The following is a 14,179-nucleotide window of genomic DNA, read 5'->3' on the forward strand; positions in this document are numbered from 1 at the left end:
CCCGAGGACTCTCGGGGCCGGTCCGCCCGTTTTCGGGGACGGTCAGAAGCGGATCGCGTCGATGATCCTGACCCGCGCAGCGATCATCGCCGGGAGGATCCCGGCGAGAGCTCCGACCGCGAGCGCGACGGCGAGACCGAGGAACGCCGCCGAGAGCGGGAACGGCGGGACGTCGTCGATGCCTCGGAGGACGTACTTCTCCACCAGCGGGTTCTTGACGGCGGCCACGGCCAGGAGCACGCCGATCACGCCCGCGACCACGGTGGCGACCACGCTCTCCATCATCACCGAGAAGAAGACCCGCCCGGTGGTCGCGCCGAAGCTGCGCCGGATGCCGATCTCCCGGATCCGCTGCTGGATGGTGACCAGCGCGATGTTGAGCAGGCTCAGGGCGCCGAGCAGCAGGATGATCCCGGCGATGCCGATGATCACCCACTTGACCGGGCCGATCGGGTCCTCGCCGCCCCACGCCATGTAGTCGTCGCGCTGGGCGTCGACCTGGAGTCCCGGGAGCTCCGCGCGCATCGCCATGTTGATCTCTCCGGCGAGCTCGTCCGCGCCGTCGACCGGCACCCACATCTCGTAGGCCGCGTCCGTGGGCGCCCCGCTCTGCCAGTGCTCCAGCGAGTCGGCCAGCATGAACGCACGTGGTGTGCCGTAGCCGCGCAGGCTCGTCACGCCGATGATCGTGGCCGTCACCGACATCCCCTGGCCCTTCAGGTCCACGGACGTCGGCAACGGCGTGCCCTGCAGACCGAGCTTCTTCAGGAACGTCTCGTCGACCACGAGCGCCGGGGAGAGGCGCTCCTCGTCCGAGGCCGCCAACCAGCGGCCCTGCGGCACCACGACCCGGTGGATGGCCGCGTACGCCGGGTCGACCCCCATCAGCTCGATCCGCTTGCTCCGGCTCGTGGCGGTCGCCTTGATGTCGTAGACGGAGATCCTCGCCGATGCGTACGTCACGTCGAACCGCTCCGCGACCGTCTGGAACGCGGGCCGGACCCGCTCGACGGAGAGCGGCATCCCGCTGCGGCCGTCGTAGGCCATGATCGAGATGTGGGCCGGTCGCCCGTCGGTCTCGTAGGACTCGGTGAACATCTGCTTCGCGATCTGGCCGGCCGCGACGGTCGCGGTGATCGAGGCGACCGCCACCGCCACCCCGACCAGCGACAACAGCACGCGGAGCTTGTGGATGCGCAGCTCCTGCCACGCCTCGACGGTCGACGCGGCCAGACCCGTGACGAGGCGTCCCAGGGCCGTCCTCACGCCATCGCCGCCTCGGTCAGCGGGTGGAGCCGTCCCTCGGCGAGCCGGAACCGGCGCCGCGCCAGGGCGGCGACGTTCGGGTCGTGGGTGATGGTGATGAGCGCGGCGCCGGAGTCGTAGGTCGCCTGGTCGAGCAGCTGCATCACCATCGCGCCGGTCTCGACGTCGAGAGCGCCGGTCGGCTCGTCGGCCAGGACGACGGACGGTGTCCGGACCAGGGCTCGGGCGATCGCGATGCGCTGCTGCTCGCCGCCGGAGAGGAACTGCGGCATCGCGTCGAGCCGGTCGCCGAGCCCGACCCTGTCGAGCATCTCCGCCGCTCGCCTGCGTCGCTGCCAGAACTCCCGGCCCGAGGCGTAGAGGAGCGGCGCCATCACGTTCTCCAGGGCCGTACGTCCCGGCAGCAGGTTGAACTGCTGGAAGACGAACCCGACGTCCCGCCCGCGGATCCGGGCGGCCTGCCGGTTGCTGATGTCGGTGACGTTGCGGCCCGCCCACTCCAGCGTGCCGCCGGTGGGCCGGTCCAGCAGGCCGAGCAGGTTCAGCAGCGTGGACTTGCCGGTCCCGGAGCGGCCGACGATGCCGACGTGGTCGCCGCGGCGTACGTGCAGGTCGACGCCGGTCAGGATGTGCAGGTCCTCGCCGTCGGGGAGCTCGACAGTTCGGGCCACGCCGGTGAGTCTGAGGAGCTCCTCCGCGCTTCGCGCGGCCTCGCTCACATCTCCCCCTCGGGCATGCCCTCGGCGGCCATGTCACCGGCCGACTCCTTCGAACCCGGGACGTACCTCAGGATCGAGTCGCCCGCCTTCAGCCCGCTGGTGACCTCGACGACCTTGCCGTCGGTGACGCCGAGCTTGACCGGCTGCTCGGTCGGGGTGCCGTCCTCACCGACGACCCAGACGCTGCCCTCGCGGACCAGACCGGTGACCGCCGTGACCGGGACGGTGACCACGTCGCCGTCGCTCTTGCCGGCGTCGATGGTCATCGTCATCGTGAGGCCGTCGAAGACGGTCACCTTCTCCGGGACCAGGCAGCTGATCCGGGCGCCCGCGCCGGACTCGCCCTCGGCGCCGGACTCGCCCTCCATCATCTCGCCCTCGGGTGCGTCGCTGGTGATCGTCTCGGTCGCCGCGTCGCCGATGCGCAGGTGGGTGCAGGTGAACGGCTTCGGGCCGCCCTCGATGGTGACGGTCGCCCGGTCGGGATTGCCGGCCAGCCGGTAGCGGTCCAGCGGGGAGATCGCACCGACCGCGTGGAAGGTCGTGGGACGGATCGAGACGACCACGCCGTCCTCGGCGACGTCTCCCATCAGGTCGGCGACGTAGCTGCCGACGACACCACTGGCGGGCGCGACGACCGTGTACCAGTGGTAGACCGGCTCGGGTGCCCGCTCGACGGGTGCGTCGTCGACCTTCCCGGGCTCGTCGGGGTTCTCAGCGTCTTCGGTCTCCTCGGCCGGCTCGTCGACGGGTTCGACGGCCTCGGCGGGCTCCTCGGTGCGTACCTGGAAGAGCTTGTCGCCCTTCTTCACCCTGGCACCCGTCTCGGCGAACCGGTGCGCCAGCACGCCGCTGACCGAGCTGGAGACCGACACGGGCTTGTCGATCACGATCGTCCCGTCGACCGTGAGCGAGTTGGAGATCGTGCCCTTCTCGACGACGACCTCCTCCGGCGGGATCTTCCCGGTCGGCGTGAGCGGTGCGCCGTCGGCGTCCTGCGTCGACCCGGTGAAGGCCAGCTTGAAGAGGCTGACCGCGACGACCAGCCCGATCACCGCCCAGAACGTTCTGAAAAGTACGCGGCGCACCGCCGTCTTCGACATGACCGGACTGTAGCCCCGGGGTCGGGGTCGCGGCGGCCGAATTTTCACCCGGTTCGCCAACACTCCATCGACAGACATCTCGAACACGTGTTCCATCCCCTAGACTCCGGGGCCGAACGATCGACCGCCTCAGGTACCGGAGACCCCCACGATGCGTCCCGACAACGACTCGACCACGGCTGGCAAGGGCTCCACAGACAACGGCCGTGGGCTCATCCTCTTCGGCGCCGTCTCGGTCGCGCTGATCTCCACGGCCGCGGCGTACGTCGCGATGGTCGGCTTCGGACGAGACGTGCTCGCCATGGGCGCGATCAACGCCTACGCCTTCGCCGGGGTCTTCGAGCTGTCGCTGGTCACCGTGGCGCTGATGGCCCGCGAGGCCGCCCAGCAGGACCGGCCGGCGCAGACCCTGCTGACCCTGACCTGGCTGCTGTCGGCCGCGTCCGGTTTCTTCGCCGGCTGGCACGAGATCCACCTCGGCCACGCCGCCACCGCGGCGGCGTTCCGGTTCATCGTGCCGCTGCTGGCCGCGCTGATGTGGCACCTGGCGCTCGTCGGCGACCGCCACCTCGCCATGGAACGCTCCTGGTCCGACCTGCGGATGGGCGCCCGGATGCACGCCCTGCTCGCCACCCGGGTCGAGTGGCGGCGGGCTCGCGACACGGCGGTGCGGAAGCGTACGCGCTCCTCCCGACGGAAGCTGGAGCGCGCGCAGAAGCGCTACTGGCGCGCCGAGGCGGTGGCGCTGCGGTCCGTCGCCCCGGGCGCCATGCGCGAGCAGATCAACCAGTGGGTCGACGCCTTCGCCGCGGTCGCCGAAGGCACCCGCCAGGCCGACCGGCTGCCGATCACCCTCCCCGACGTGCACGAGGCGCTCAGCGTGCCGGTGGTGGAGCAGGTCCCGCACGTGACGCCCTCCGGTGTCGACCGGGCCATCGAGGCGGCACCGACCGGCATCCTCTTCGACCGGACCGCCGACGCCGTCTCCGACTCGGTCACCGACGTACCTCGTGAGGTGACGCCGTCGGGCGAGACCCGGACCCGCGAGATGGCCTCCGCCCTCGCCACCACCGACACCCGCCGCCGGGTCTCGAGCCGGGTGACCGACTCCGTACGTGCCGCCGCCGAGGCGGCCCCCGGGGCCGGGATGGCTCCGCAGTTCAGCAACGGCCGCACGGCCTCCAAGCCCTCCGACGCCGACGGCGGCCTCCTCGACCGGATCCCGTTCCCGGAGAACATCCCCGACCCCGAGCCGGCCATCGACTACCCCGACATCCTTCCCGACGAGATCGCCGAGCTGATGGCGAATCTCCCCGACGACAAGGCCGAGGCCTCCCGGCTCCTCGTCGACGCCGGCGCCCGCATCCCCGACGTGGCCGCGCAGCTCGGCGTCTCCACCAGCAGCGTCTACCGCTGGACCAGGGCAAAGGCCTGACCCGAGGCGTCACCCCCGTCGGCCGAGACGTCACGTACGTCGCTCGAGACGTCAACACGATGCCATCTCGGCCGACCGGCCTGACGCTTCGGCCGACCGGAGCGACGCCTCGGCGTGGGAGGGTCAGCTCTCGAGGTCGGCCTTGAGCTTGGCGAGCGTGGTGGCCATGCCCGTACGCAGCTCCTCGGTGAAGTTCTCCTGACCCCCGAAGGCGATCTTCGTCAGCGAGAGGGAGAGCGCCGAGATGCCGGTCGGGGTCTCCCGGCGGTGGGTGACCACGGTGCCCTCGGGGCTCTCGGCGAGCTGGTAGGACCACACGGTGGTGTTCTCGGTGATCCGGAAGGCGAAGTCGGAGTGCGGGGTGAAACGTACGACCTTCGCGTTGGTCGGCCAGTGCTTCCAGCCCTGGTGGTTGATGTTGAGGAAGCGGGTCCCCTCCTTGACCTGCCCGAACACGATCGTCTTCACCACCTGCGGGCTCCACGAAGCCATCCGTGGAAGGTCGGTGATCGCCGCCCACACCTGCGCCGGCGTCGCGTTGATCGTCGTCGTTGCCTCGAGATCTGTGATCGTCGTCATAGCCGGAACCGTACCGTCAGTATGGCTCGATGGACAGTAGTAGCCCAGATGTCAACAGGCTCGTGCCGAGCGCCACAGCCGAACGGGCTATGCGGAGCGCTCGGCCCACCAGGCCAGCAGCCGCTTGGCGGCGTCCTCCTCGGAGAGGACGCCCTCGTCGAGCCGCAGGTCCATCAGGAACTTGTACGCAGCCCCCACCTCACGACCCGGAGGGATGTCGAGCAGCGACATGATCTGGTTGCCGTCGAGCGCGGGACGGAGTGCGGCGAGCTCCTCCTCCTCGGAGATCCGCTCGATACGCGCCTCAAGGGCGTCGTAGGTGCGGGCGAGGCGGTCGGCCTTGCGCCGGTTGCGGGTGGTGCAGTCGGCGCGGGTGAGCACGTGGAGCCGCTCGAGCTGGTCACCGGCGTCGCGGACGTAGCGGCGCACCGCCGAGTCGGTCCAGTCGCCGTCGCCGTAGCCGTGGAAGCGCAGGTGCAGCTCGACCAGCTTCGAGACCGCCTCGATCTCGTCGTTGGAGAAGCGCAGCGCCTTCATCCGCTTGCGGGTCATCTTGGCGCCGACGACGTCGTGGTGGTGGAACGAGACGGTGCCGTCGTCGTGGAACTTCCGGGTGCGGGGCTTGCCGACGTCGTGCATCAGGGCAGCGAACCGCGAGACGAAGTCGGGCCCGCCACCGAGCCGCGCCTCCTGGTCGATCGACTGCTCGAGCACGGTGAGGGTGTGCTCGTAGACGTCCTTGTGGCGGTTGTGCTCGTCGCGCTCCATGCGCAGCGCGGTCAGCTCGGGCAGCACCAGCTCGGCCAGGCCGGTCTCGACCAGCAGCGACAGGCCCAGACGCGGAAAGGGGGCGCAGATCAGCTTCACCAGCTCGTCGCGGACCCGCTCGGCGGAGATGATCGAGATCCTCGAGGCCATGTCCTTCATCGCGGCGACGACCTCGGGCGCGACCTCGAAGCCGAGCTGGGCGGCGAAGCGCGCGGCGCGCATCATCCGCAAGGGATCGTCGGAGAACGAGTCCTCGGGGGTCCCGGGGGTGCGGAGCACCCGGGTCGCCAGGTCGACGACACCGCCGTAGAGGTCGACGACCTCACGGCCCGGCAGCCGCACCGCCATCGCGTTGACGGTGAAGTCGCGGCGTACGAGATCGTCGGCCAGCGAGGTGCCGTAGGCGACCGCCGGCTTGCGGGAGTCGGCCGAGTAGGCCTCGGAGCGGTAGGTGGTGACCTCGACCTGCCAGGGGCCCTTGCGGGTGCCGATGGTGCCGAAGTCGCGGCCCATGTCCCACAGCGCCTCACCCCACGTACGCAGGATCTTCTCGGTCTCCTCGGGACGGGCCGAGGTGGTGAAGTCGAGGTCGTTGTGGGGGCGTCCGAGCATCGCGTCGCGGACGGGTCCGCCGACGAGGGCCAGCTCGTGACCGTCTGCAGCGAAGGCCTCTCCGAGGGAGTCGATCACCGGTGCGATACGGTCCAGTTCAGCAGTCACCGATCGCTGAACATCGGCGACGCTGATCGGGGGAAGCTGGCTGTCGGACACAACGCCGCAGTCTACGAGGACCGCACCCCCGGAAAGATATTCTCGAAGTCATGCCAGTCCGCCAGCATCAGGCGAGGCCGCCACGGCCACGTGGGCGAGTCACCGCCGCACTCGTCCTGGCGCTGCTCTCACCCCTGCTGCTGATGCTGCCGGCGCCCGCTCAGGCCGACGACGAGGCTGCCGAGACCGACCCGCTGGCGGTGAGCATCGACCAGCTCGACACGGTCAGCCTCGACGGCCGCACCAAGGGCCGGATCACGGTGAGCGGCAAGGTCGCCAACACCACCGAGGACGAGTGGAACGGGGTCAAGATCTACCCGTTCATCGGCGACACGCCGATGACCACCTCCAAGGAGCTGGCCGAGGCCGCCGACCTGCCCGCGGACGCGCTGGTCGGCGAGCGGATCGTGTCCGAGGGGACGTACGCGACGATCCCCGACCTCGCACCCGGCGAGACCTACTCGTGGTCGCTGACGGTGCCGCGCAAGCTCCTGCACATCACCGAGCCGGGCGTCTACTGGTTCGGGGTCCACGCGCTGGGCGCCACCACCCCCACCACTGCGGATGGCCGGGCGCGCACCTTCCTGCCGCTGGTCAAGGAGCCCAACAAGAGGGCCAAGGCCGAGAAGGTCTCGCTGGTGATGCCGCTGCGGCGCAGCGTGGTCTACAACGCCGACGGCAGCGTGAACTACCTCCCCGGCTGGACCCGTGACCTGAGCGCCGGAGGACGCCTCTTCCGGATGCTCGAGACCGGCAGCGAGATGCCCGAGCTGACCTGGGCCATCGACCCGGCCCTCATCGATGCCGTACGCAACCTCGCCGAGGGCAACCCCGCCCGCAACCTGGCACCGACGGACGAGGGTGGCGAGGAGCCCGAGGAGAGCGGCAGCCAGAGCGCGTCACCGTCCGCCTCGGCCCTGGTGCCGAGCCCCTCGACCGGCCCCGACACCGACGCCGAGGAGGCACTCGACGAGGAGGCCCAGGCCGCGCAGAAGGCCGCGACGGTCTGGCTGGGTCGCCTCGAGGACGCGCTCGCCGGCCACGACCTGCTCGCCCTTCCCTACGCCGACCCCGACCTGTCCGCGCTGGCCACCACCGATCCCGACCTGCTGGCCACGGCGCGTGAGCACACCGCCGAGGCGCTCGCCAGGCTCGGCATCAAGGCGACCTCGGCGGTCGCTCCGCCGACCGGCTACCTCGACCGCGCCGCGGTCAACCTGCTCGAGCCGGGGGCGGTCAACCTGGTCAGCGACCGCATGTTCCGCGGCACCGCACCGGTGATCGCCGATCTCGACGGTCATCAGATGATCGTGACCTCCTCCGGTGCCGCCCGCGGTGGGCCCGGCCCCAACGATCCCATCGACGCGATCTCGGTGCGCCAGCGTCTGGTCGCCGAGGCCGCGCTGCTCCGCGGCTCCGGGAAGCCTCTCGTGGCGGTCCTCCCCGACGGCTGGCACCCGCCCCAGACGCCGGCCTCGTTCGTCGGCCCGTGGAAGAAGGCGGCCTGGATCTCGTCCTCGACGCTGACCGAGGCGATCGCCGGTCACAAGGCGACCTCGATCACCACCAACAAGCTCCGCTACCCCCGTCGCGAGATGAAGGCCGAGATCTCCGCCGACCGGATCGGCACCGCCAACGAGCTCATCGACGCCGGCACGATGCTGCAGCGGGTCCTGACCCACAACGACGAGATCTCCTCCGACATCGTCAGCGAAGCCCTGACCACCACCTCCTACTCCGCCCGCAAGGGTGACACCGACTCGGCCGCCAACGCGCTGAGCGAGGTCAGCGCCCAGCTGAGCTCGATCACCGTGGCCGTACCCCCGAAGGTGATCCTCTCCAGCATGAAGGGCGGCGAGTTCCAGGTCACCCTGAGCAACGAGCTCGACGAGCCGGTCACGGTGCGTCTGGACGCGATCACCGATGAGTCGCTGCGGGTCGCGACCTCCGAGCCCGTCCAGCTCGACGCCAACTCGAAGGCCAGCTTCAACCTCGCCGCGAGCATGGACGACACCGGCACCCACACCGCCCTCATCGTCGTCACCGACACCAAGGGCAACCCGCTGGGCGCCCACGCCTCCGTACCGATCCGCCCCTCGCAGGTCAGCGGGGTGATCTGGTGGTTCGTCGGCACCGGCTGCGCGCTACTCTTCGCGGCGATCGCCGTGCGACTCACCCGGCGCATCATGAAAGCCAAGAAGGCCCGTACGTCAGGAGCAGCGTGAGCGAGCGTCAGCGAGTGAACCATGAATGCAAGACGCCGCCGCGTCCGTATTCTGGCGCTTGCGCTACGGAGGTGGCGGCGTGACAGCCACCGAGCAGAAGTCCGGCGGAAGCTCGGTCCTGGCCAACAGCGCGGTGATGGCCGCGGGGACGCTCTTCTCGCGGGCCAGCGGGTTCATCCGCTCCGCACTCCTCGTCGCGGCCCTGGGTTCCGGGCTGCACGCCGACGTCTTCAACATCGCCAACACCGTTCCCAACATGCTCTACATCCTGTTGGCGGGCGGCGTCTTCAACGCGGTGCTCGTGCCGCAGCTGGTGAAGGCGCAGAAGAACGACGAGGACGGCGGCGCGGCCTACACCGACCGGATCATCACGCTGGCCGGGCTCTTCCTCGGTGTCGTCACGATCGTCCTGGTGCTCGGTGCGCCGCTGCTGATGCGCCTCTACCTCGGCGCCGACATGTACACCCCCACTCACCAGGCAGAGCTCGAGTCGACCATCGACTTCGCCCGCTGGTGCCTGCCGCAGGTGTTCTTCTACGGGATGTTCGTGCTGGTCGGGCAGGTGCTCAACGCCCGCGGCAGCTTCGGGCCGATGATGTGGGCTCCGATCGCCAACAACATCGTCGCGATCTCGACCCTGGTGGTCTACCTGGTCGTCTTAGGACCGTCCGACGTCGGTGGCTTCACGGCCGGTCAGGAGACGCTCCTGGGCCTGGGATCGACGCTCGGCATCGCGCTGCAGTTCCTGCTGCTCCTGCCGGTGCTGCGCAAGGCGGGCGTCCGCTTCCGCCCCCGCTTCGACTTCCGCGGCGCCGGGCTCTCCCAGACCGCGAAGCTGGGCATCTGGACCGTGCTGTTCGTGATCGTCAACCAGATCGCCTACACGATCGTCACCAAGCTCGCCTCGACCGGTTCGGCCTCGGGCGGCACCGGCTACACGGTCTACTCCAACAGCTTCCTGGTCACCCAGGTGCCGCACTCGATCATCACGGTCTCGCTGGCGACGGCGATCCTGCCGGTCCTGTCGCGCCACGGCGCGGCCGGCGAGCTGCCCGAGCTGGGACGTACGCTCTCCCGGCAGCTGCGCAACGCGCTCGCCATCGTGATCCCGATCGCCGCGCTGCTGCCGGTGCTCTCCGAGGACATCGCCCACATCCTGTTCGGCTACGGCGCCGGCGCCGACGCGTTCAAGACGTACGCCCCGACGCTGTCGGTCTTCGCGGCCGGGCTCGTCTTCTTCACGATCCACTACCTGCTGCTGCGCGGCTTCTACTCCCTGGAGCAGAACCGCACCGTCTTCTTCATCCAGTGCTCGGTCGCGACGACGAACATCGTCGCCGCGCTGCTGCTGACCAGGGCGTTCTCCGCCGAGCACACGGCCGCGGCGCTGGCCGGCGCCTACTCGCTGTCCTACCTGGTCGGCTCCGTCGTCTCGTACGTCGTGCTCAAGCGCACCCTCGGCGACCTGGACGGCCGCGGGCTGGTCGCGTTCCTGGCCCGGCTGATCATGGTCACGCTCGTCGCCGCCGTCGCCGCATGGCTGCTGCGCACCGGGCTGGGCCTGATCAACGACGAGCCGACGATGGTGCTGGCCTTGATCGGGGCCGCTATCGTCGGGGCGCTGCATCTCGGCATGCTGCTCCTCGGGGCGCAGGCTGCCCAGGTCAAGGAGCTGACCACGATGGTGCAACAGGTTGCCCGACGGCTGCGTCGTTGAGCGGTCCTCGACCACCATCGGACAGCCGCCTCACTGTCTGGCAAGGTCTGAAAGAATGGGTCCGATATGGAGTTCACGCAATCAGGCGACGTCCTCGCCGGCAGATACCAGCTGACGGATCTGCTGAGCGAGTCCCGTGAGGGACGCTTCTGGCGTGCCCAGGACGCGGTGCTCGGCCGCCCGGTTGCCGTGCACGTCCTCGATGCCCGTGACGAGCGCGCCCCGCGCCTGATGGCCGCGGCCCGCAACTCCGCCGCCGTCGGTGACCCGCGGATGCTGCGCGTCCTCGACGCCGCCCAGACCGACCAGGTGGCGTACGTCGTCAACGAGTGGGGCGAGGGCGCGTCGCTGGAGAACGCACTGGCCGCCGGTGGCCCGCTGCCGCCGCAGCAGGCCGCCTGGATCGCCTCCGAGGTCGCCGACCTGCTGGTGCTGGCCCACGACCAGGGCCACGCCCACGGCCGGCTCAACCCCGAGGCCGTGCTGCTCGACGACCTCGGCGCGGTGCGCGTCATCGGCTTCGGTGTCGACGCCGCGCTGCACGGGATCGACCCCGACACCCGTGACTCGCAGCGCCGCGACCGCGTCGACGCCGTCGGTGTCCTCTACGCCGCCCTGACCGGCAAGTGGGCCGGCGAGACGCTCTCCTCGATGCCTCCCGCGCCCCGCGACCACGGCCGGGTGCTCCGTCCCCGGCAGGTACGCGCCGGCGTACCTCGTCCGCTCGACGACCTGTGCGACCGGGTGCTGGGCAGCGGTGCCGACATGCCGCCGCTGACCGCCGCCGAGCTCCACTCCGCCCTCGCCGGCTTCTCCGGCGAGCCGACCGCCCCGCTCAACCGGCCCTCGGCGATCGACGAGGACACCCAGGCGATGGCCCCGCCGACCGAGCTCGAGCCCGCCGAGGCACCGGCCGCGGCCAACGCCATCGGCGTGGCCCCCGATGCCGTACGCCCCCAGCGCCAGCGCCCGTCGTCCCCGCCGCCGATGCAGGACCCGACCCCGTCGAAGCCGCTCTTCGCCGACGAGACCCCGGGCTACACGCCCCCGCCGCCGCGGCCGCAGCAGCCTCCTGCCGCCGCCCGGCGCCCGGTGGCCCCGGACGCCTCCTACAACGGCTGGCAGGGCCCCTGGACCGGCGCCAACGTGGCCATCGCCGAGGAGCCGGACTACAACCAGAAGCCCGGCACCAACTGGATCCGCGTCGCCATGGGCGTCGCCCTCATCGTGCTGGTCCTCATCGCCGGCTCGATCGCCTGGAACATCCTCGGCGACGACCCCAGCACCACCGCCGAGAACCCCGGCACCGGGAGCAACGGCGGCGGTGACAACCCCGCAGCCGCCGAGCCGACGGTCATCAAGGGCATCACCGCCAAGGACCTCGACCCCCACGGCGACCCGCCCACCGAGTATCCCGACTTGGTCGGTGGCGTCGTCGACGGCAAGAACGACCCGGCCACCGCCTGGCGCACCTCGACCTACAACGACCAGATCGGCGACGGTCCCCGCTCCCTCAAGCCGGGCATCGGCATCGTGCTCAACCTCAAGGGCGACTACGCCGTCGACGAGGTGAAGTTCAACATGAATGCCGAGCCCACCGACATCTCCGTCTACGTCGGTGACTCCCCCTGGACCGAGGACCCCACCGGCGCCGCCGCAGGCAAGGGCAGCATCGGCCGCACCGGCGAGATCAAGCTCGACGACGCACCTGAGGGCAGCTACGTACTCGTCTGGATCACCGGCCTTCCGCAGAGCGAAGGCGGCTACCGCACCGAGGTCAACGAGGTCGAGGTTCTCGGCACCTCCGTGTCCTGAGGCGTCACCCCGGTCGCCCGAGAAGTCACTCCCGTCGCCCGAGATGTCACGCCGATGCCGCCTCGACCGACGTACGTGACGCCTCGGCCGACGCGGGCGACGTCTCGGCGTTCGGGGCCATGGAATGTACGTGGCCTACGATCTGTTGTGCAGTTCGCCAGCCACACCTGAGGAGCCTCTAGATGCCGACCCCGTCGTCCCCGACCGAACCCCGCAACGTGATCGTCGTGGGCTCCGGCCCGTCGGGCTACACCGCAGCCGTCTACAGCGCCCGTGCCGGACTGCAGCCGCTCGTCTTCGAGGGCTCGGTGACCGCCGGCGGCGCTCTGATGAACACCACCGAGGTGGAGAACTTCCCCGGCTTCCGTGACGGCATCATGGGTCCGGAGCTGATGGACAACATGCGTGCCCAGGCCGAGCGTTTCGGCGCCGAGCTCGAGCCCGACGACGTGGTCGAGATGGACCTCACCGGGCCGGTCAAGGTCGTCAAGACCGCCACCGACACCCACTACGCGAAGTCCGTCATCCTCGCCACCGGCTCGGGCTACAAGAAGCTCGGCCTGCCCCGTGAGGACGAGCTCTCCGGCAAGGGTGTCTCCTGGTGTGCCACCTGCGACGGCTTCTTCTTCCGGCAGAAGCCCATCGTGGTCGTCGGCGGCGGTGACTCCGCCCTGGAGGAGGCCCTCTTCCTGACCCGCTTCGGCTCCTCGGTCACCCTGCTCGTACGCCGCGACGAGCTGCGTGCCTCGAAGATCATGCAGGAGCGTGCCTTCGCCGACCCGAAGCTCGAGATCGCCTGGAACTCCGTGGTCGAGTCCATCAACGGCGAGCTGTCCGTGGAGAGCATCACCGTCAAGGACACCAAGACCGGCGAGCTGCGCGACCTCGAGTGCTCCGGCCTCTTCATCGCCATCGGCCACATCCCGCGGTCCGAGCTGCTCGTGGGCCAGGTCGACCTCGACGACGAGGGCTACGTCCTGACCAAGGAGGGCTCCACCGCCACCAACATCGAGGGCGTCTTCGCCGCGGGTGACCTGGTCGACCACGTCTACCGCCAGGCGATCACCGCCGCCGGCACCGGCTGCCAGGCTGCCCTCGACGCGGAGAAGTTCCTCGCCCACCAGGCCCACGCCGAAGCGGCTGCCGTCTCGGCCTGACCTGGGCCTCTACGGTGGTGGTCTCGACAAGCTCGACCACCGGGCGCTGGGAATGCGCGACGCAAGCCCAGCGTTCTGACCACAGACCTCCCCAAACACGTCCCTACCCGAGAAGGAACCCATCGTGGCTGACAACATGACCGCCGTGACCGACGCCGAGTTCGACTCGACCGTCCTGAAGTCCGACAAGCCCGTACTGGTCGACTTCTGGGCCGAGTGGTGCGGCCCGTGCCGCCAGGTCTCCCCGATCCTCGAGGAGCTCGCCGGCGAGCACGGTGACAAGGTCACCTTCACCAAGATGAACGTCGACGAGAACCCGGTCACCCCCTCCACCTACCGCGTGACCGGCATCCCGACCATCAACGTCTACCAGAACGGCGAGGTCGTGAAGTCCATCGTCGGCGCCAAGCCGAAGGCCGCGCTCCTCAAGGAGCTGCAGGAGTTCATCGGCTGACACCAGCCGTCGCCCGCCGGCCCGCTTCCTGTCACAGGGGGCGGGCCGGCGTCATTTCGCCGAGACGTCACTTACGTCGGGCGAGACGTCACTTACGTCGGGCGAGACGTCACTTACGTCGGGCGAGACGTCACTTACGTCGGGCGAGATGGCACTTACGTCGGGCGAGA

The 14,179-nt window shown here is 70.0% G+C and carries 11 protein-coding genes; 6 read left to right on the forward strand and 5 right to left on the reverse strand.

The genetic code is table 11. The annotated features are described in order from the left end of the window. Positions 1-42: 42 nt before the first annotated feature. Genes UG56_RS23670 through UG56_RS23680 form a run of 3 tightly spaced genes read right to left on the reverse strand, consistent with a single transcriptional unit; the run spans position 43 to position 3,088 of the window. Positions 43-1,266 carry an ABC transporter permease gene (locus UG56_RS23670; RefSeq protein ID WP_045550685.1) on the reverse strand — a complete coding sequence of 408 codons (1,224 nt, stop codon included), beginning with the start codon at positions 1,264-1,266 and terminating at the stop codon, positions 43-45. Beyond that, complete coding sequence (locus UG56_RS23675) at positions 1,263-1,937, reverse strand: ABC transporter ATP-binding protein (protein ID WP_052693970.1); 675 nt, start codon at positions 1,935-1,937, stop codon at positions 1,263-1,265. The genes UG56_RS23670 and UG56_RS23675 overlap by 4 nt, the downstream gene beginning before the upstream one ends. A 44-nt stretch (positions 1,938-1,981) precedes the next feature. Next, positions 1,982-3,088, reverse strand: coding sequence for a biotin/lipoyl-binding protein (locus UG56_RS23680; RefSeq protein ID WP_177191544.1), 1,107 nt, complete (start codon positions 3,086-3,088; stop codon positions 1,982-1,984). A gap of 151 nt (positions 3,089-3,239) precedes the next feature. Here UG56_RS23680 and UG56_RS23685 point away from each other — a divergent pair, with 151 nt between their 5' ends. Then, positions 3,240-4,523, forward strand: a complete 1,284-nt coding sequence (locus UG56_RS23685) for a helix-turn-helix domain-containing protein (RefSeq protein WP_045550682.1) — start codon at positions 3,240-3,242, stop codon at positions 4,521-4,523. Between the two features lie 123 nt (positions 4,524-4,646). Here the strand turns inward: UG56_RS23685 and UG56_RS23690 are convergent, their stop codons facing one another. Beyond that, positions 4,647-5,102: an SRPBCC family protein gene (locus UG56_RS23690; RefSeq protein WP_045550681.1), complete on the reverse strand. Its 456-nt coding sequence runs from the start codon at positions 5,100-5,102 to the stop codon at positions 4,647-4,649. A gap of 87 nt (positions 5,103-5,189) precedes the next feature. After that, positions 5,190-6,641, reverse strand: a complete 1,452-nt coding sequence (locus UG56_RS23695) for a CCA tRNA nucleotidyltransferase (RefSeq protein ID WP_045550680.1) — start codon at positions 6,639-6,641, stop codon at positions 5,190-5,192. Positions 6,642-6,691: 50 nt separating this feature from the next. On the opposite strand from UG56_RS23695, the gene UG56_RS23700 reads away from it, so the two are divergent. From UG56_RS23700 to trxA, 5 genes are all read left to right on the forward strand, one after another. Then, the gene (locus tag UG56_RS23700) at positions 6,692-8,866 is read left to right on the forward strand and encodes a DUF6049 family protein (protein WP_143055170.1); all 2,175 of its coding nucleotides are present in this window, start codon (positions 6,692-6,694) and stop codon (positions 8,864-8,866) included. Between the two features lie 79 nt (positions 8,867-8,945). After that, complete coding sequence (gene murJ, locus UG56_RS23705) at positions 8,946-10,583, forward strand: murein biosynthesis integral membrane protein MurJ (RefSeq protein ID WP_256206860.1); 1,638 nt, start codon at positions 8,946-8,948, stop codon at positions 10,581-10,583. A 66-nt stretch (positions 10,584-10,649) separates the two neighbouring features. Next, positions 10,650-12,398: a protein kinase family protein gene (locus tag UG56_RS23710; RefSeq protein WP_071327287.1), complete on the forward strand. Its 1,749-nt coding sequence runs from the start codon at positions 10,650-10,652 to the stop codon at positions 12,396-12,398. Positions 12,399-12,580: 182 nt separating this feature from the next. Then, entirely contained in the window at positions 12,581-13,555 is a 975-nt protein-coding gene (trxB, locus tag UG56_RS23715; RefSeq protein WP_045547253.1) for a thioredoxin-disulfide reductase, read from the forward strand. Positions 13,556-13,679: 124 nt separating this feature from the next. Then, positions 13,680-14,009, forward strand: coding sequence for a thioredoxin (gene trxA, locus UG56_RS23720; protein WP_045547254.1), 330 nt, complete (start codon positions 13,680-13,682; stop codon positions 14,007-14,009). Positions 14,010-14,179 lie beyond the last annotated feature (170 nt).

The sequence above is a fragment of the Nocardioides luteus genome (assembly GCF_000960475.2).
Lineage (GTDB): Bacteria > Actinomycetota > Actinomycetes > Propionibacteriales > Nocardioidaceae > Nocardioides > Nocardioides luteus_A.